General features: G+C 71.0%; 16 protein-coding genes. 7 read left to right on the top strand and 9 right to left on the bottom strand.

The annotated features are described in order from the left end of the window. Positions 1 to 8: 8 nt before the first annotated feature. The 3 genes from IEX69_RS13300 to IEX69_RS13290 all read right to left on the bottom strand — a co-directional run bounded on the left by IEX69_RS13300 (position 9) and on the right by IEX69_RS13290 (position 4,642). Positions 9 to 692, bottom strand: a complete 684-nt coding sequence (locus IEX69_RS13300; protein ID WP_085017810.1) for a VOC family protein — start codon at positions 690 to 692, stop codon at positions 9 to 11. Continuing rightward, entirely contained in the window at positions 689 to 2,215 is a 1,527-nt protein-coding gene (locus tag IEX69_RS13295) for an amidohydrolase family protein (RefSeq protein ID WP_085017809.1), read from the bottom strand. Before IEX69_RS13295 ends, IEX69_RS13300 begins: the two co-directional genes overlap by 4 nt. 516 nt (positions 2,216 to 2,731) lie before the next feature. Continuing rightward, positions 2,732 to 4,642 (bottom strand): FAD-binding monooxygenase, encoded by a 1,911-nt coding sequence (locus IEX69_RS13290; RefSeq protein WP_085017808.1) that lies wholly within the window; start codon positions 4,640 to 4,642, stop codon positions 2,732 to 2,734. 174 nt (positions 4,643 to 4,816) lie between these two features. Here IEX69_RS13290 and IEX69_RS13285 point away from each other — a divergent pair, with 174 nt between their 5' ends. The 6 genes from IEX69_RS13285 (at position 4,817) to IEX69_RS13260 (ending at position 10,230) form a co-directional block, all read left to right on the top strand. Continuing rightward, on the top strand, positions 4,817 to 5,254 hold the full coding sequence (locus tag IEX69_RS13285) for a hypothetical protein (protein WP_085017807.1): 438 nt from the start codon (positions 4,817 to 4,819) through the stop codon (positions 5,252 to 5,254). A 63-nt stretch (positions 5,255 to 5,317) separates the two neighbouring features. Further along, positions 5,318 to 5,533, top strand: coding sequence for a PLDc N-terminal domain-containing protein (locus IEX69_RS13280; protein ID WP_085017806.1), 216 nt, complete (start codon positions 5,318 to 5,320; stop codon positions 5,531 to 5,533). Continuing rightward, on the top strand, positions 5,530 to 5,991 hold the full coding sequence (locus IEX69_RS13275; protein ID WP_229756356.1) for a GNAT family N-acetyltransferase: 462 nt from the start codon (positions 5,530 to 5,532) through the stop codon (positions 5,989 to 5,991). Before IEX69_RS13280 ends, IEX69_RS13275 begins: the two co-directional genes overlap by 4 nt. Positions 5,992 to 6,064: 73 nt before the next feature. Beyond that, positions 6,065 to 7,474, top strand: coding sequence for an LCP family protein (locus IEX69_RS13270; RefSeq protein ID WP_174604362.1), 1,410 nt, complete (start codon positions 6,065 to 6,067; stop codon positions 7,472 to 7,474). Positions 7,475 to 7,603: 129 nt separating this feature from the next. Next, positions 7,604 to 8,539 (top strand): hypothetical protein, encoded by a 936-nt coding sequence (locus IEX69_RS13265; RefSeq protein ID WP_157127051.1) that lies wholly within the window; start codon positions 7,604 to 7,606, stop codon positions 8,537 to 8,539. A gap of 158 nt (positions 8,540 to 8,697) precedes the next feature. After that, positions 8,698 to 10,230 (top strand): ATP-dependent DNA ligase, encoded by a 1,533-nt coding sequence (locus tag IEX69_RS13260; RefSeq protein ID WP_085017803.1) that lies wholly within the window; start codon positions 8,698 to 8,700, stop codon positions 10,228 to 10,230. Here IEX69_RS13260 and IEX69_RS13255 read toward each other — a convergent pair. From IEX69_RS13255 to IEX69_RS13245, 3 genes are read right to left on the bottom strand one after another with little or no spacing between them, the layout of a single operon-like run. Continuing rightward, entirely contained in the window at positions 10,220 to 11,644 is a 1,425-nt protein-coding gene (locus IEX69_RS13255) for an aldehyde dehydrogenase family protein (protein WP_085017802.1), read from the bottom strand. The genes IEX69_RS13260 and IEX69_RS13255 overlap by 11 nt on opposite strands. A gap of 46 nt (positions 11,645 to 11,690) precedes the next feature. After that, positions 11,691 to 13,148, bottom strand: a complete 1,458-nt coding sequence (gene hpaB, locus IEX69_RS13250; RefSeq protein WP_085017801.1) for a 4-hydroxyphenylacetate 3-monooxygenase, oxygenase component — start codon at positions 13,146 to 13,148, stop codon at positions 11,691 to 11,693. Next, positions 13,148 to 13,693 carry a flavin reductase family protein gene (locus tag IEX69_RS13245; protein WP_229756355.1) on the bottom strand — a complete coding sequence of 182 codons (546 nt, stop codon included), beginning with the start codon at positions 13,691 to 13,693 and terminating at the stop codon, positions 13,148 to 13,150. Before IEX69_RS13245 ends, hpaB begins: the two co-directional genes overlap by 1 nt. Positions 13,694 to 13,906: 213 nt before the next feature. Here IEX69_RS13245 and IEX69_RS13240 point away from each other — a divergent pair, with 213 nt between their 5' ends. After that, entirely contained in the window at positions 13,907 to 14,887 is a 981-nt protein-coding gene (locus IEX69_RS13240; protein WP_085017800.1) for an AraC-like ligand-binding domain-containing protein, read from the top strand. A 13-nt stretch (positions 14,888 to 14,900) separates the two neighbouring features. Here IEX69_RS13240 and IEX69_RS13235 read toward each other — a convergent pair whose 3' ends face one another. From IEX69_RS13235 to IEX69_RS13225, 3 genes are all read right to left on the bottom strand, one after another. Continuing rightward, entirely contained in the window at positions 14,901 to 15,212 is a 312-nt protein-coding gene (locus tag IEX69_RS13235) for an EthD family reductase (protein ID WP_229756354.1), read from the bottom strand. Between the two features lie 4 nt (positions 15,213 to 15,216). Then, positions 15,217 to 16,482 (bottom strand): styrene monooxygenase/indole monooxygenase family protein, encoded by a 1,266-nt coding sequence (locus IEX69_RS13230; protein WP_085017798.1) that lies wholly within the window; start codon positions 16,480 to 16,482, stop codon positions 15,217 to 15,219. A 180-nt stretch (positions 16,483 to 16,662) separates the two neighbouring features. Further along, the gene (locus IEX69_RS13225; protein WP_085017797.1) at positions 16,663 to 18,270 is read right to left on the bottom strand and encodes an FAD-binding oxidoreductase; all 1,608 of its coding nucleotides are present in this window, start codon (positions 18,268 to 18,270) and stop codon (positions 16,663 to 16,665) included. Between the last annotated feature and the right edge of the window lie 11 nt (positions 18,271 to 18,281).

The raw sequence follows: 18,281 nt of genomic DNA, 5'->3' as shown, positions 1-18,281 counted from the left end.
GGGTCAGGTCATCGCGGCTCCTCCACCCAGGCGTAGATCTCCCAGATGAAGCCGTCGGGATCGACCGCGTAGGTCGACCGGGCGCCCCACTCGTACACGGCGGGCTCGCCGGAGAGCTGCAGGCCGCGGGCGACGAGCTCGGCGTACGCCCGGTCGACCGCGTCTCCGGTGTCGAGCTCGATCGCGAGCATCACGTGCCCGCCGTTGCGGGTCCAGCCGTCGGGCGCGGCCCGGTCATCGCGGGGCACGTCGGCGAGCGGTGTCAGCACGATCGGCAGTCCGCCCCCGTCGAACGCATCGGCGCCGTGCCCTGGGGCGGGTGCGAACCCGAGCGTCGAGAGGAAGGCCGCGGTGCGACCGACGTCGGAGACCGCGAGCTCGAGCGCCGTGACGCGAGGGACTCCCGGGGTCAGGACCGTGGCGAAGCCGTCCGGGTCGATCGCGACGCGGTCGACCCCGCCGCCGTCGCCGACCGTGACCCGGAACGGCAGCCCCGGGCTCGTCGGGTACACCGAGCCGACCGTCTCGGTGATGCTCGGCCGCATCCACATCGCGATCCTCGGGCCGGTCGTGAAGACGAAGTCGACGAACCGCACGTTCCGCATCCGCCGCTCGAAGCCGAGCTCGAGGCGGTAGAAGTCGTCGGATGCGGTCACGTCGCTGTTGACGAGGCAGATGTCGTCGAGTCTCATCGGATCCCTCTCTCTGTGGACGGGTGCGCCTCTGCGGGCCGGTCTGCCTCCCGCGCGGACCGGTACGCGGCTGCGGCCGGCTCGACCAGCCGCGCGTTGGCGGAGCGGATCGCCGGCACGGTCTCGGCCCAGCGCTCGGCCTCCTGGCGGAACTCGCGCAGCAGCGCGACGTCGTCGACACAGGTGCTGCGGCCGTCGCGGACGACGCACTCGCCCGCCACCCACACCTCGGCCATCGACGAGGCATCCGCGCTGAACACGAGCTGCCTGACCACGTCGTGGCGAGGCGTGAAGGCGGTGTCCCGAGCGAGGTCGATCACGAGGAGGTCCGCCGGCCGACCCGGCGCGATCACCCCGGCACCCGTACGCAGCGCCGCAGCCCCCGACCTCGTCGCCGCGGCGAGCACCTCGGCCGCCGTGGGCCAGCTCTCCAGGTCGGACTCCGTCGTCGACTGGCCGAGCGCCGCGGCCTTCACCGTCTCGAGCATCCTCAGCGTGTCGCTCGACGAGGCGCCGTCGGTGCCCAGCGCCAGGCGCACCCCCGCCTCGCGCATCCCGCGCCAGTCGAGCACACCCGAGCCGAGCTTGAGGTTCGACAGCGGATTGTGGGCGATGGTCGATCCGGCCGCGCCGAGCATCCGACGGTCGGATGCGGTCAGCCACACCCCGTGGGCCGCGATGAGCCGGTCGTCGAGCAGCCCGAGGTCGCTGAGGTGCTCGACAGCGGTGCGTCCCCAGCGCTCGTGCGCCACGTCGGCCTGGAGTCGGGTCTCGAGCAGGTGGGTGTGCACGAGGAGGTCCCGGTCGAGCGCGAGGTCGTGACACGCCCTGAGCAGGTCGTCGGAGCAGCGGTGCGGCGCGCTCGGACTCACCGCGTACGCGATCCGGCCGCTCGATCGTGAGCCCGCGGCGGCGATCGCGCTCATCGAGAGCTCGAGATACGCGTCGATGAGCGCCGCCGACGGATGCAGGGCGCTGCGGCTCTCGGCGAGCAGCGCGGGGCTGAAGCGGTGATCGGCTCCGGGGAGGCGGTCGACCATCGCGATGTCGGCGACCGCTCCGGTGCAGACGGCGCGGATGCCCAGGTCGTCGTAGGCCGCGAACACCTGCTCGATCGACTCGGGCGACTGGGTCGGGAGCTCGCCCACGTCGTCGAGCACCGCGGTCGCTCCGCCGCGGAGCGACTCCAGCGCGGCGATCGCCGTGCGGAGGTAGACGAGCCGGTCGGGCAGCGGCTCGACGCCGAGCGGCGGATAGCTGACCAGGGTCCAGAGCTCGAGCGGCAGCCGCTCGCTCGTTCCGCGGAACAGGATCTCCCAGGAGTGCGTGTGCGCGTTCACCAGGCCCGGGAGGATGAGCAGGTCGCGGCCGTCGCGGACGTCGGCGCCCTCCGGCGCATCGAGCCCGGACCCGAGGTCGACGACCTCGCTGCCGTCGATGAGCAGGTCGGAGCGCCTCGGACGGACTCCGTCCGGGCTCCCGTCCAGGGTGAGGACGAGCGCGTCGCGCCAGAGCGTGGGCATGGGTCTCCTTCGAGAGGGCGCGCCGGACGTGCGACGGGCGCGCTGAGGATGCGGGGGTGCGGTGAGTGGTCTGCTGAACGCCGACGGGGGTGCTCGCCCGTCGCGGAGCCGCGTGCGTCGAGGCGAAGCACGGGGATGAGATCCGACTGCGCGGGCAGGAGCTGATCGAGCGGCGCGGGGACGCGAGCGGAGACGACGGACGGCGTTCCGGGGCCGAGGGCCACGGGCCGAGCGCCACGGGCCGAGCGCCACGGGCGTCAGCAGAGAGCGGCGATCGCGGTCAGGGGCGGGCGCCCGATGGGCACACCTCTCCCCCGACGCGGGGCGCGGTCAGGAGTTGAAGGAGAAGACGGCGGTGTTGTGGTGACCGCTCTGTCGACGCAGGCAGAACCAGGGGCAGAAGCCCTCGGTCTCGTGCGCGTACGTCATGCAGTCGACGGTAGCGACGCCGTGTGTCACGCGTGTTTCGTCCGTCGAAAGCTCGTGTGACGAGCCGGAGCACGCAGAAGGGTACCGTCAGACGCCGGCTGAGACCGGACGGGCGGCGAGGAGCGGCGCGAAGAAGGTCGCGAGCTCGTCGGTCGCCGTGAGCGGGAGGACTGCCGACACGTACTGGTCGGGGCGGACGACCACGATCGCGCCGTCGCGGCTCACGCCGCGGGCATCGAAGATGTCGTCCGCGGGTGCGGCGGCGTACACCTTCTCGTAGTCGACGAGCTCGAACGGGCCCACCCGCGGCAAGAACGCCGCCGGCACGGCGGCCCCGAGGTCGACCTCGGAGTGCGGCTGCTGGTAGATGACCTTCACGTCGAACCAGGCGTCCGGATCGGCGTCGGCGGGCGTGGCCGCCAGCGGCGAGGACGACGACGTGGTCAGCCACTCCGCGAGCGCGGGCACCGGCCCCGGCTCGCCCGCCGCCGGTGCGGCCGCGTCGGCGAACACGTAGATGCGCCACCGCCCGTCGGCCCGGGCGTGGTGACCGAGGTGCACGGGGTTGCCGTCGCAGACCCGCGTCACCGGTGCGGAGCGGAAGCGCTTGCCCACCGGGAATCCGGTCGCGAGCGCCTGATGAGAGCTGTCCGCCGTGATCAGCGACGGCGTGTACTCCGTCATGAACCCGGCGGGGAACTCGGCGGTGCGCACGTAGAAGTCCTCGAGCTCGGACGGGCTGGGGAGGTCCTCGGGCTTGGCCGCCATCAGGGCGGACCACTCCTTGTCGAAGTCGATGAGGTTCTGGGCCACGACCTGACGCTCGGCGGAGTAGGTGGAGAGCAGCTCGGCGGGGCTCCGCCCTTCGAGCACGTGGGCCAGCTTCCAGCCGAGGTTGAAGCCGTCCTGCATCGACACGTTCATGCCCTGACCGGCCTTGGCGCTGTGAGTGTGGCACGCGTCGCCGGTGATGAACACGCGGGGCGTGCGGCTGCCGAGGTCGTCGGGGAGCACGTCGTCGAAGCGGTCGGTGACGCGGTGTCCCACCTCGTAGACGCTGTGCCAGGCGACGTCCTTCACGTCGAGCGTGTACGGATGCAGGATCGCGTTCGCCTGCGCGATGATCTGGTCGAGGCTGGTGCGACGCACGGCGCCGTGGTCGTCGGCCGCGACCTCGCCGAGGTCGACGTACATCCGGAACAGGTACCCGCCCTCGCGCGGGATGAGCAGGATGCTGCCGGCCTCCGACTGGATGGCGCACTTGGTGCGGATGTCGGGGAAGTCGGTGACGGCGAGCGCGTCCATCACACCCCAGGCGTGGTTGGCCTGGTCGCCGGCCAGCGTGCATCCGATCTGCTCGCGCACCCGGCTGCGCGCCCCGTCGCAGCCGACCACGTACTTGGCCCGCACCACGCGGAGCGCTCCCTCGTCCGGCCCGGCGGTGCGGGCGAGGGTGACCGCGACGGGATGCTGGGCGGCGTCGTCCACCTCGAGGCTGACGAACTCCCATCCGTAGTCGGGGGTCATACGCGTGGGCGAGGTGCGCATCACGTCGCCGAAGTAGTCGAGCACCCGGGCCTGGTTGACGATGAGGTGGGGGAACTCGCTCACCCCGAGCTCGTCGTCCACGGGGCGCGCGGTACGGATGATCCGGGAGGGATCGGCGGGGTCCGGCTTCCAGAAGCACATCTCGGTGATCCGGTACGCCTCCTGGATGATCTGCTCGGCGAACCCGAACGCCTGGAACGTCTCGACGCTCCTGGCCTGGATGCCGTCGGCCTGGCCGATCGCCAGCCGCCCCGGTCGGCGCTCGACGATCCGGGTGGTGATGTCGGGGAACTGCGACAGCTGAGCGGCGGTGATCATCCCCGCCGGACCGGTGCCGACGATGAGGACGTCCATCTCGTCGGGGAGCTCCTCGGGCCGGTCGATCCCCGTGCCCGCGGCCTCCTGGATGCGCGGATCGCCCGAGACGTACCCGTGGTGGTGGAACTGCATGGGGCTCTCCTCACATCGTCGTGATGGTCACATCGTCGTGATGGTCACATCATCGTGATCTGTTCGATTATCGAACGCACCGTTCGCATATCGCGCAGTCAGACTAGCAGCCGATCGGCCGGATGGGGAGGCCTCCCCATCGCGGACGTCCACGCATCCGCCTACGGTCGAAGGGTGATCATCTGGACCCGGTGGGGGATATTCGCGTTCCTGTTCGTCGGCCTCGGGGTCGGACTCGGCTTCCTGCTGAAGGCCGCCGTCGGCCTCGGCCGGGTCACCGAGCCGTCGGTGTCGGGCATCTTCGTGGGCCTGGGATTCCTCGTCTCGGGCGTCGCGCTGTTCTTCTTCGACAAGTACGTCGTGCGCGCCCACCTCGACAAGCCGCGGCAGCTGACCTACACCCGGCAGCTCGCCCAGCCGTACACGCATCCCGACGGCCGCATCCAGACCCACGAGGTCGTCCCCGCCGTCGACCCGCAGTCGGGTCAGCCGCTCGTGGTGGCCCCGCGCTCGTCTCTGTTCTTCATCCCGCTGCGGTTCTGGCCGTACATCATCGCCGGGCTGGGGCTGGTCATCCTCATCATCAACTTCGTGGTGTTCCTGGCCCGCTGACCGCTGCGAGGACCGCCGTCATGCTGGTGGCGACGGCGGGACCGACGTGAGACGGTGGAAGGCATGTTCAGCCTCGAGCCCACCCACCTCCTGATCCTCCTCGTGATGCTCGCGGCGACCGTGCTCTGGATCCTCGCGATCGTCAGCATCGCCCGCACACCCGGCTTCACCACGACCGAACGGGTGATCTGGATCCTGGTCGTGCTGATCCTGCCCCTCCTCGGCTCGATCGGGTGGTTCGTCTTCGGGCGCCGCAGCGGCACGAGCTCAGCGCGGTGACGATCGAGCTCCGCCCCGCTCGCGAGGGCGACGCCGCCGGGATGGTCGAGGTGCAGAACGCGATCCACGCCGCGGGGCTCCGCGCGCACCCGGTCGATGAGGACTTCGTCCGCGAGCGGTACCTCGCCGTGGAGCACACGGTGGCGTGCAGCGTCGCGGAGGAGGACGGCCGCATCCTCGGCTTCCAGTCGCTGAAGCGCTCCTGGCCGGACAACCCCTACGGCGTCCCCGAGGGATGGGGCATCATCGGCACCCTCATCCGCCCCGACGCCGGGCGGCGCGGCCTCGGGCGACGGCTCTTCGCCGTCTCGCGATCCGCCGCGGAAGCCGCGGGACTCCACCACATCGACGCGAGCATCGGAGCGGACAACGCGGGCGCTCTGGCCTACTACGCGGCGATGGGCTTCGTCCCCTCCGGGCGGCGCGGCGACGTCATCCCGCACCGCCTCGACCTGTAGCTCGCTCGCGGGTTCCGGGCTCGGGCGTGTCCCGGGCGGGCGTGCGATGATGTGCGTCGGCGGAGGGAGGGCCGTGGAGACGAGCGTGTCGCGGCGTCGCGCCGCCGGTGCTCTCCTCGCGGGCACGCTGGTCCCCGGAACGGGTCACGTCCTCGTGGGCGCCCGATCGACGGGGATCCCGCTCACCGCGCTCTCCGGTACGCTGCTCCTGGCCGTGGCCCTGCTGGTGGCGAGGCTCGCCTCGTCACCGCTCGACGCGATCGCCTTCGGCGCCGCCGCAGACGGACTCGGCGTCGTCGGCCTGGCCTCGGCGCTGTGGCTCGTCTACGTCGCCGCGGTCGCCGCCGACCTGCTGCGACGGCTCCGGATGCGCTCCGCCGCGAGCGCTCGTCGTCGCCTCTCGCTGGCGGCCGTCGCGCTCCTCGTCATCCCCGCAGTGATCTGCAGCACGATCTCGGCGTCGGCGTTCACCGGACGCGGCATCCTGACCTCGGTGTTCGGCGGCGACACCGGGCTCGAGGCGCACGACGGGCGGTACAACATCCTCGTGGTCGGCGCCGACCGGGCACCCGGTCGCTCGGTCGTGCAGCCCGACAGCATCACGGTCGTGAGCGTCGACGCGCTGACCGGCCGGACCGCGGTCGTCGGCGTGGACCGCACCACCCAGAACTTCCCCTACCCGGCCGGCTCGGTGATGGCGTCCCAGTTCCCCTCGGGCAACCGCTGCCTCTCGGGCTGCAACATCAACTTCACCTATCAGTACGGGCTCGAGCACGCCGATCTCTGGGCCGGCTCCCCCGACCCCGGCCTGTCCGCGCTCACGGAGGCCGTCGAGGGGTACACCGGCCTCACGATGAGCGGACACGTCTACGTCGAGCTGGATGCGTTCATCCGGCTCATCGACGCCCTCGGCGGTGTCACGGTGGACGTCAAGGCCGAGGTGCCACGGATCGGCGTGCCCGACATCGGCAGCGACCAGCTGTCGGTCGTGGGGCCGCCGATCGAGCCGGGCGTCCAGCACATGGACGGCGAGACCGCGCTGTGGTTCGCCCGGTCGCGGTACGCCAGCTCCAACTCCGACCGCATGCAGCGGCAGTCGTGCATCCAGCAGGCCCTGCTGAAGCAGCTCGACCCGGGCACGGCCCTCTCGGTGTTCCTCTCCCTCGCCGGGACGACGGAGGGACTCTCCACCGATCTCTCCCCGGAGGCGCTCGGCACGCTGGCGGCGCTCGCCGACGGCGCCCGCAGCCAGCCGCTCGACCGGGTGGAGCTGACGAAGCCCCTCGTGCAGCCGCTGCAGCCCGACCTCGACGTCGTCGCGTCCGCCCTCCGATCCGCGCTGCACCCGGGCGAGGATGGAGAGGAGTCGACGAGCCCTACGGCGCCTCCGGCACCGCTGTCCGGCGGCCTGTCTGCGCCCGTCTCGCCCGGTGCCGGCGGCGACGACGCCCCCTCGGCAGAGCCCCTCTGCTCGGTGCCGTAACACGTCGTAGAGAAATAGCAAGTAGCACCGGAAGCCTTGACGTCTCCTGTGACTTGGGGCAGTGTAAGAGAACTCCCAGGCATCGCAGCCTGGACAGCTCTGCCATCGATCTAGGGGGAAATTCGACCGATGTCGTCTCTTTCACGCAAGTTCAGCCGCGTTCTCGTGGCCACCGGCGCCGCTCTGGCGCTCGGCTCCGCCAGCCTGCTGGGCGCCTCCGCGGTTCACGCGGACGAGTCTGGCGACCGCACCTTCGACCTCAACAGCGGTGACATCGTCATCCGCCTCGGTGACACCTTCGCCGGCTACTCCGTCGACGTGTGGGCCCCGATCCCGGACGGCTCGGGCGAGTACCTCGTCCAGTCGGCCGACGTCGAGCCCGACGCGGACGACGACGGCTACTTCGCGCAGGTGACGAACCTCGCCGGCCCCGTGGTCGTCGAGCTGGTCAACAACTCGGCCGGCCCGACCACCGACGCCGTCGAGGACGCGCCGGAGGCGAACGCCGCCATCTACCGCGGCACCACCGTCGAGTACGCCTACGAGGACGGCGAGTTCATGATGCTGGGTGACACCCCGGTGTCGCCGGCTCCCGACTCGGAGGACCTCCAGTACCTGCTCCCGGCGGCGACCTACACCTTCACGCCGACGAGCTACGAGAAGGGCAAGTCGTTCACGATCAAGTTCCGCGACATCGTCTCGACCTACGACGGCCACCGTGTCGGCGAGCAGGAGCCCCGCGACGTGGACTTCTACGGGTACAGCGCTCCGAGCTTCATCTCGTCCGCGTCGATCGTCGGCGGTGAGGTCGACTTCGTCGTCCCGACCGCGTACACCAACGACCCGCACGACATCGTCGCCTTCGACGAGTTCGGCCGCGCGAACCTCGCCGTGAGCCTCGACGGCGGCGTCGCCGCTCCCGCCGCGACCCCGGCTCGCCCCGCACTGGCGAACACCGGTGCCGGTGACCAGACCGGCGCGATCGCCTTCGGCGCGGGCATCCTCGCCCTCGGCGCCGCGGCCGTCGCCGGCGGCCTCGTGCTCCGCCGCCGCACCGCGGAGTAGCACCAGCCCCTGCTGACAAGCGAGAAGGCGCCCTTCCGACCCGTTCGGAAGGGCGCCTTCTCGCTGTTCGGCGTGGTTGCGCGACGACACGCGGCCGCGGCGCAGCGCGGCGGGGGCGAGGTGGTGGCGGTGTCGGTGGGGAGTGGGAGACTGCGAGGATGCTGCTCGCCGAGATCGTGCGCACCCTCGACGGGGTCACCGCCACGCGGTCGCGGCTCGCGAAGGTCGACCTGCTCGCAGACCTGCTGACGCGTCTGCGCCCCGAGGAGATCGCACCGGCCGTCGGGATGCTCGTCGCCGCACCCCGCCAGGGCAGGCTCGGGATCGGATGGCGCACGCTCAGCGGCGTCGAGGCGACGCACGCCGACAGCGCGACGCTCGAGGTCGCCGACGTCGACGCCGCATTCGACGAGCTCGCCTCGGCCGGCGGGTCCGGCTCCGCGGCGGCTCGGCTCGCGGTGCTGACCCGGCTCGCGGAGCGGGCCACCGCCTCCGAATGGGATCTGCTGCAGCGCGTGATCTTCGGCGAGCTGCGGACGGGCGCGCTCGAGGGCGTGCTGCTCGACGCGATCGCCCGTGCCTCGAGCACGGAGGGACCGGTGGTCCGTCGGGCGGCGATGCTCTCCGGCGACCTCCGCGAGACGGCGCGGCTGGCGCTCACCGAGGGGCCCGACGCACTCGCCGCGGTCGGGCTCGAGGTGGGCCGGCCGGTGCTGCCCATGCTCGCCTCCACGGCGTCGACGGTGGAGGAGGCGATCGGCGTCTCGGGGCCCGCGTCGGTGGAGTACAAGCTCGACGGCGCGCGCATCCAGGTGCACAAGCACGGCGATGAGGTCGGCGTCTACACTCGCACCCTCGCCGACATCACCCGGCGTGTGCCCGAGCTCGTCGAGATCGTCCGCACCCTGCCCGCCGCCGACGTGATCCTCGACGGCGAGACGCTCGCCCTCGACGAGGACGACGCCCCGCGCCCCTTCCAGGACACGATGGCGCGCTTCGGGGCCGAGCGGGCCTCGGAGATCGCCCTCCGCCCCTGGTTCTTCGACATCCTGCACCTCGACGGCCGCGACCTCCTCGACGAGCCGCTGAGCGTCCGCCGCGCCGTCCTCGAGAGCGTCGTCGGGGAGTGGATGATGCCGGGCACCGTCACCGACGACCCCCAGGTCGCCGCCGCCGTCTCGGTCGAGGCGCTGGCCGCCGGCCACGAGGGCGTGGTCGTGAAGGGCCTCGACGCACCGTACGCGGCGGGCCGGCGGGGAGCGTCCTGGATCAAGGTCAAGCCCGTGCTCACCTACGACCTCGTCGTGCTCGGCGTCGAGTGGGGGTCCGGGCGACGACAGGGCTGGCTGTCGAACCTGCACCTGGGTGCGCGCGATCCGCTCGGCGAGTTCGGCGAACCGGGCGGGTTCGTCATGGTGGGCAAGACCTTCAAGGGCCTCACCGACGAGACGCTGCGCTGGCAGACCGAGCACTTCCTGGCGCTCGAGACGGGCCGATCACGCGGCGCCGTGACGGTGACGCCGACGACGGTCGTCGAGATCGCGATCGACGGCGTGCAGCGCTCGCCGCGCTACCCGGGCGGCGTCGCCCTGCGATTCGCGCGGGTGAAGGGTTACCGCCCCGACAAGCCGGCCGCGGAGGCCGACACCATCACCGCCCTCCGCGACCTGCTCCCCGGCATCAGCCGTTAATCACCTGCGGGGCCGACACCGCCTTGAGTCCCTCGACGCCGAACTCCAGGCCGTAGCCCGAGCCCTTCACACCGCCGAACGGGATCATCGGATGCACCCCGCCGTGCGAGTTGATCCACACGGTGCCGGCCTGGATTCGCGCCGCGACCCGGCGGGCCTCCTCCCTGTCGCCCCACACCGAGGCCCCGAGGCCGTGGTCGAGACGGTTCGCCCGCGCGATCGCCTCGTCCACGTCCGTGTACCGGATGACGGGGAGCACCGGCCCGAACTGCTCCTCATCGACGACGGCCTGCCCGTCGGCGGCATCCGCGATCAGCGTGATCGGGTAGAACAGCTCGCCCAGCTCCTCCGCGGGCGCTCCGCCGGTGACGATGCGGGCCCCGTGAGATCGAGCATCCTCCACCAGGCCCGCGACGATGTCGAACTGCTGCTTGTTCTGGAGGGGACCGAGCACGTTCGACTCGTCGAGCCCGGGGCCCATCGGCATCTGAGCCGCGACCCCGGCGAGCGCCTCGACTACCTCGTCGTAGACCGAGTCGTGCACGTAGAGCCGCTTGAGCGCGGCGCACGTCTGGCCCGTGTTGATGAAGGCGCCCCAGAAGAGGTCCTGGGCGATGGCCGCGGGATCGGCTCCGGGCAGCACGATGCCCGCGTCGTTCCCTCCGAGCTCGAGGGTGAGCCGCGCCAGGTTCCCCGCCGACGCCTCGATGATGCGGCGCCCGGTCGCGGTCGACCCCGTGAACATGACCTTGTCGACATCCGGATGCGACGCCAGCCGGGCACCCACCTCCCGGTCGCCCGAGACCCCGAGGAGCACGTCGGGCGGCAGCACCTCGTTCATGACCGACAGCAGGGCGAGCACGCTGAGCGGCGTGTACTCGCTCGGCTTCACCACGACCGTGTTCCCCATCCGCAGGGCGGGGGCGATCTGCCAGATCGAGATCATGAGGGGCCAGTTCCACGGCCCGATGGCGCCCACCACCCCGAGGGCGCGGTAGTGCAGCTCGGCGTGGACCTCGCCGTCGTCGACGACGACCTCGGGCTCGAGGGGCGTCGCCGCGGTGGCCCGCAGCCAGGCCGAGCACGCCCCCACCTCGAAGCGCGCGTTCGGCCCGTTGAGCGGCTTCCCCTGCTCCCGCGAGAGCAGGCGCGCCAACGGCTCGGCCTCCGCCTCGATGCGGTCCGCGACCGCGAGGAGGAGCGCGCTCCGCTCCTCGTGTCCGAGCGCATCCCAGCCGGGCTGGGCGGCTCGAGCGCGGGCGACGGCGTCGTCGAGATCGTGCACCGTGTGCTCCGGGGCACGCCCGACCACCTGGCGGGTGGCGGCGTCGAGGATGGGGCGTCCCTGGCCCTCGGGGGCCTGGACTCGGTCGAGAAGAGCCGTCTCGTCGACGGCGAGGATGGTGTCGGACATCGGTGTCTCCTGGTGGTGTGTGGCGGCGGGGTGAGGGACGTGCGCGTCAGCCGTCGCGGTGCAGCAGCTCGCGGACGCGGTCCTTCAGGGGGTCGAGCGGGTAGGACGAGACGAGCGCGCCGGCCATGCGCACCGGGTCTCCGAAGAAGAAGTACTCGTAGAGCGCCTCGCGCCCGGCGAAGCCGGAGACCGAGGCGTCGAGGGCGAGCTTGAACAGCCGCGCGCGCTCCTTCGCGGGCAGCGTCGCCGACTGCAGGTAGGTGTCGAGGTCCTCGCGTCCGTCGCCCTCGAAGTCCGCCTCGCTCGGCAGGGCCATCAGACCCGAGGCGGAGAAGGTGCGGACGATCTCGCCCAGTCGCGGCGACACCTGGGTCGGATACCAGTTCCGCGCGGCGTTCAGCGCCTCCCACTTCGGCAGGAAGACGCCCTCCGCGTTGCGGGATCCGTCCGACTCCGCCGCCCGCAGCAGAGCCTTCTCGATCTCGACGTAGGAGATGAGCTCGGCGAGGTCCTGCTGGATGTGCTGGAAGCCGCCGATCCCGATGGCGTCGGCGATGGAGGCGGCGAGCCCCAGGTAGAACTCGGTCTTCGCCAGGGTCCGGGTGACCACCTGGTGGGTCATCAGCTGCCCGGCGCCCGTCTCGGTGTAGAAGGCGTTGCAGAGGTCGGGGTGCCCGAGGAGGAACACGCGGTCGTTCGGCACGAAGACGTCGTCGAACACCACCACCGCGTCCATCTCGTCGTACCGCGAGGCGAGCGGCTCGTCGAACGCGCTCCCGCCGCGGTGGAGCGGCGAGCGGCAGTACAGCTTCAGCCCGGGGGTGTCGGTGGGGATCGCGAACGCGTACGAGTAGGGCGCATCCTCCGGGGAGTTCCTGAGGAGCGTCGACGGCAGCACCAGCATCTCGTCGGCGATCGGGGCGAGGGTGGCGAGCATCCTCGCCCCTCGAACCACGATGCCGTCCGGACGCTCCTCGACCACCCGCGCCGCCAGCTGCCCACCGCCCTGTGCCGAGGCCGGCACCGCCCGGTTGACCTGCGGAGGGACCAGGGTGTGCGTGGCGAGCAGGTCGGCCTCGCGCACGTGCTCGTAGTAGGCGGCGATGCGCTCGGCGAAGACCGGATCCGCACGGCCGAAGAACTGCGCCGCCGTCGAGAGCGCGGTCAGCGCCGAGTTCATGTAGTCGCCGGAGCGGCCGAGGAACCCGTTGGCGTGGCGGGCCCACACCGCGGCGCCCTCGCGGCGGCGACGGAGGTCGTCCTCGCTGCGCGGGACGAGGAAGGAGATCCCGACGGGGTCACCGGAGGTGGGCGAGACGAACGTGAGCGCCTCACGATGCTCCTCGCCGGACTGGAGGTCGAAGAGCTCCGCGTAGGTGCGTGCGGACGCCCGGAAGGCGGGATGGTCGGCGATCCGCGACGTCACCTTCTCGCCGTTTACGTAGACGGTCGGCGTGGTCGAGTTCAGGCGCTCGAGGTACTGCTCGCCGGTGCGCGCTCCCATCAGAACAGGGACTCGTGGCCGGAGACGGACTCGTGGATCGTCGTGAACTGGCCGTTCACGAAGCCGAGCGCATCGCCGCTGCGGTAGTCGAAGTCCTGCACCTCGCCGACGAAGAGGGTGTGGTCGCCGCCGTCGTACTCCGCCCAGGGCGTGCACTCGAACCAGCTCAGCACGCCGGCCAGCCTCGGGGCGTGATCGCCCTCCTCCCAGACGGTCTCCGCCTGAGGACGGCCGGCGAAGTGCAGGGCGAGCGCCTGCTGCTCGGCGCCCAGGATGTTCACCGTGAAGGGGCGCGACGCGAGCATCGCGTGCGTGCGCACCGTCCGCTGGATCGAGACCAGGACGAGGGGCGGATCCATCGACACCGAGGTGAACGAGTTGACCGTGATGCCGTGCCGCTTGGGCGCGCCGTCGTCGTCGACGCCGTCGAACGTCACGATCGCCACCCCGGTGGCGAACCGTCCGAGGCTGCCCCGGAAGAAGTGGGCGAGCGGGCGGTAGAGCTTGGACTCCGGGCTGAACCCGGGCGTCATGGTCATCATCATCGATTCCCCTCCACGGAAGAAGCGGGCGAGCGGCTGTGCTCGACTCCACACTGACCGAACCCGGCGTCCGCGTCGGCCCCGGGACGGCGAGAGTTCGCCTGCGGACCAGCGCCGTTCGCCTGGGACAAACGGCGGCGATCCGAAACGCGAACCCAAGGCCCACCGGACAGGGCGACGGCGTACCATGTCACCACGCCACGAGGAGGTGCGCCCATGAACGCTCGACCCGACGACGCAGATCCGAACGCCGTGCGCCTGCGCACGCGCTCGTTCCGACAGTGGCAGGACGTCGTCTCGGGATCGTTCGTGCCGCTCGAGGTCGTCAGCGACGACCCCGCCTCGTTCGACGCCCGGCTGAGCGGTCGTGTGCTGGAGGACGTCTTCTTCTCCGAGATCGGCGTCAGCGCCCACCGTGTCACCCGCACCCCGGAGCTGATCGATGCGTCGTCGGAGCTCTTCTACAAGCTGACGCTCCAGCTCAAGGGCACCGGGCTGCTGGTGCAGGACGGCAAGGAGGCGGTGCTCCGGCCCGGCGACATCGGGCTCTACGACACCAGCCGGCCCTACACGCTCACCTTCGACAGCCCGATGCACGCCGTCGTGGTGATGTTCCCGCACGGACTCCTCGACATCGACCGCACCGAGGTCGAGCGGCTGACCGCGGTGCGTCTGGCCGGCGACGACGGCCTCGCCCGCGCCGTCAGCCCGTTCCTCCGGGAGCTCTCACGCACCGTGGGCGACCTCGACGGCTCCACGGGGCTGCGCGTCGTCCACAACACGGTGGACGTCATCTCGACGATGCTCGCCGGCGAGCTCATCCGGCTGGCCGGCGACAGCCGGACGAGGAGCGGGGAGCTGCTGCACTCCATCCACGAGTACATCTCGCGGAACCTCCACGACCCCGAGCTCAGCCCGTCGTCGATCGCGGCCGCGAACTTCATCTCCACCCGGTACCTGCAGCAGATCTTCCACAAGCAGGGCACGACGATCTCGCAGTGGATCCGCGACCGGCGGATGAGCTACGTGCGGCGCGACCTGCAGGATCCGCGGCTCAAGCACCTCGCGATCTCGCAGATCGCCGCCTCGTGGGGGTTCGTGAACCCCGCCCACTTCAGCAAGGCGTTCCGCGCCGACGCGGGCGAGACGGCCAGCGAGTTCCGTTCCCGGATGCTGGCGGCCTCGCCCGCGCGGTGACCTGCTCCGACCGTCAGGCCGGCTCCCCCACCGGGACCGACAGCTCCGTCACCGGGAAGTCGATGACCACGGCTCCGCCGCTTGCGTAGTTCGGCACGTCGTTCGCGACCGCGGCGCCGGCCTCCGAGCCCATGGCGGCCCCCATCGTCTCCGCGTCCGGGAAGTCGGCCTCGAACACGGCGAAGTAGGGCGCATCCTGGCCCGCGACGGCGAGGCTGTAGCGGCAGGCGAGCATCCCGGGCAGAGCACGCGCGAGGGGCAGGTGCGTCGACTCGTAGTACTCGGTGAAGGCCTCGCGGCTCACCGGCTCGGGGTAGAGGACCATCAGCCTATGCATGGATCGGCTCTCCGTTCTCCGCGGCGTTCGCAGCGGCGTGCGCTGCCGAGCGCGCGATGGCCGCGGCGGTGCGCTCGGGGGTGGCGAGGATGTCCCACTGCCGGTCGGGGAAGTTGAAGTTCCAGGTGAACTCGTTCCGGAGATCCTGGTCCTGCGACATCGCCCCGACGAGCTGGAGCAGGTGCCCGGGCGGGGGGCCCGCCATGAGGTTGCTCCAGTCGAACGCCGCCTCGACGCGGTTGCGGCGACGCTCGGCGACCTTGCGCATGAACCTCAGGTCGAACGTCTGATCCTCGAGCACGGTGTCTCCCACGACCTGAGCCGAGTAGCTGGCCGAGTTGGCGCCCTGTCCGACGATCGGGTCGAGCGTCGAGTGGATGTCGCCGACCGCGAGGACGTACCGCCCGTTGTCGAGCTGCCCGTAGTCGCCACGGAGCGTGGGCGTGAACTGCCCCTGGAGCAGGTCGTTCGGGCTGGTGAGCTCGAACTCGGCCTCGTCGACCCGGGCGAAGGTGAGCGGATAGTGCTCGCGCAGCACGTCGAGGACCATCTGCCGGAAGGCCGCGGGGTCGTCGTCGTGCTTGACGTCGACCAGCTTCTCGAGCGCGCCTCCCGGCACGTTCTCGAACAGCAGCGCCGTGACGTGGCCGGCGAAGGAGTAGATCGGGATCTCCAGCAGATCGCCGTGACCGGGCGAGGCCGCGATCGACACGCCCTTCGGGTCGTTCGGCGCGATCCCGCGCCACAGCCCGACCTGGAGACGACGGAGCGGGCCGGGCAACGGCTGGCGCCCCTCCGCCGGACCGAAGAACTGCCCGAGGGTGAACTTGCCCGAGGCCACGGTGAGGAGATCGTGCTTCTCGCTGAGGCCCTCGAGGTCGGGGACGTCGACGTCGCGGATCTCGATGACGCCGCCGCGATCCTCGAAGTCGGCCATGAGGCTCGGCTGGTAGATCCGGTAGTCGATCGCGCGCGAGCGGCGCGGGAAGTCGCCGCGGAACACGATGGGCTCCGGCAGCCCGAAGTAGTGGTGGTGCGAGTCGTAGCCGTACTCCTCGACCGGCCAGTGGTCGACGCCGAGGCGCTGCTCGCGCTCGATCGTGACCGCGTGGTGGGCGACGCTGTTCGGCAGCCGGCCGGCGCCCACCTGCTCGGCCGTGCGGTTGGTGTAGATGGTGACCGGGATTCCCGCCTGCCGGAGCTGCAGCCCCAGATGCAGCCCTGCGGTACCCGCACCGACGATTCCCACGGATGTCACTGCAGCCTCCTTGCTGTCTCGTCGTGAAGCCTCCTCCACGACTCGGTCCCACTGTAGGAACGGGCGACGGCATCGCGATACGGTCCCGTCCGCGATGCCGTCGCCTCGACAAGTCCGATGCGCGTGTGCACAAGCGGACCCTGTCATCGTGCGCTGGTCCTCTCTCCTCCTCCCTCGCGGTCAGAGTCCTCGGCCGCGCAGGCGCGCCGGCCAGATGCCCGACTTGCCGGGGTTCAGGATGCCGTTCGGGTCGAGAGCGTCCTTGATCCGCTCGTTGAACCTGCGCTGCGCGTGGTCGCCGAAGCTGTAGGTGTCGGCCACCTGGTCGGCGAGCACGTTGTGCGCCCGGTAGATCCCGTACCCGCGCTCCGCCCCTGCCCGGATGAGCTCGCGTGTCATCTCGAGCGTCCTCGCCCGGCTGTCGGGATCCGCGGTGTCGAAGAGGGGGAGGCAGATGTGATGCATCTCCCGGAGTCCGATGATGAACTGCGCCAGGTAGTCGATCTCGTAGCTGTCGCTGATGCGCTTGGTGTCGGCGAACTGCGCGGCCGCGTCCTCTCCGCTCGGCGAGGAGACGGGCGCGTAGAAGAAGTGCCCGGCGTTCGGGAACCAGTCGAACACCGCCGACGAGTGCCGGTTGGGGATGCCGTTGTTCAGCTGATCCCTGGCGGCGAGGAGCTCGGCGCGAGGGGTTCCCGGCGTGACCGTCTCGGTCGTGTCGAAGCGGGCGCCGGGGATGGCGAGATAGGCGTCCCGGATCATCTCGATGTACCGGTCGATGAGCCAGCGCGGGCCGTAGCAGGTGCCGTAGACGTTCCAGTAGCCGAGGTCGAGCTCGGTCATCATGGCCTGGTACGCCTCCCGGGGCAGCGGACCCTCGCCGTCGTACCAGTGGTCGCGCGTCGACACGCAGGCCGCGTCGAAGGTCACGTTGCGGACGATGGGCGCGGCCTGGAGGGGCGCCATCCCGATGCGCAGCGGCAGCGTGGTGTCCATGATCGCGGCGAGGTCCTCCTCGTTCTCGAACGAGATCACGAAGGAGAGCGACTCGGGTGGGGCCGGCATCAGCTGGATGCCCATCCTGGTGCAGATGCCGTAGTTCGACTGCTCGAACAGCCCCTCGACCGACGGGCCGAGGCCGCCCTGGTACAGATGCCAGGCATCCGAGTTCGGCATGCCGCCCATGCCGGTGCGCAGCACCGAGCCGTCGGCCAGCACGACCTCCATCCCGCACCGCCACATCGCGTGGGCGGCGTACGGGGTGTAGCCGACGCCGTGGTCGAGCGTGTTGCCGAGCGGGCTGCCCCAGTCGAGCTCGGTGGGGTCGATCATGAGCTTCGCGCCGCTGTCCTGCACGGCCCGGTAGAGCGAGGCGTAGTCCACCCCGGGCTCGACCACGGCGTAGGCGAGGCGCTCGTCGATCTCGAGCACACGGTTCATCCGCTTGCCGAGGTGCAGCAGCACGCTGCCCGCGACGCGGGGCGCGGATCCGCCGTAACCGAGGTTCATGCCGGTGGAGAACGCGTGCAGCGGGATGAGGTGCTCGTTCGCGATCCGCACGATCGCCTGCACGTCCTCCGTGCTCCCGGGCCACAGCACGGCGCTGGGGCGGAACTCGTCGCCGTCCGTCACCGGGAAGCGGTCGTCGTAGGGCCGGACGTGCTCGTCGTCGACGTGGACGTTCTCGTCGCCGATCGCGTCGCCGAAGGCGGCGATCGCGGCGCGGAACGTCCTCTCGTCGACATCGGGCGGCAGGACCGGGCCGGCAGCGGGTTCGATGATCGTCATGCTGACTCCTT

The sequence above is a fragment of the Cnuibacter physcomitrellae genome (genome assembly GCF_014640535.1).
Lineage (GTDB): Bacteria > Actinomycetota > Actinomycetes > Actinomycetales > Microbacteriaceae > Cnuibacter > Cnuibacter physcomitrellae.
Note: the sequence above shows the minus strand (reverse complement) of the source record. Positions and strands in the feature narration are given on the sequence as shown.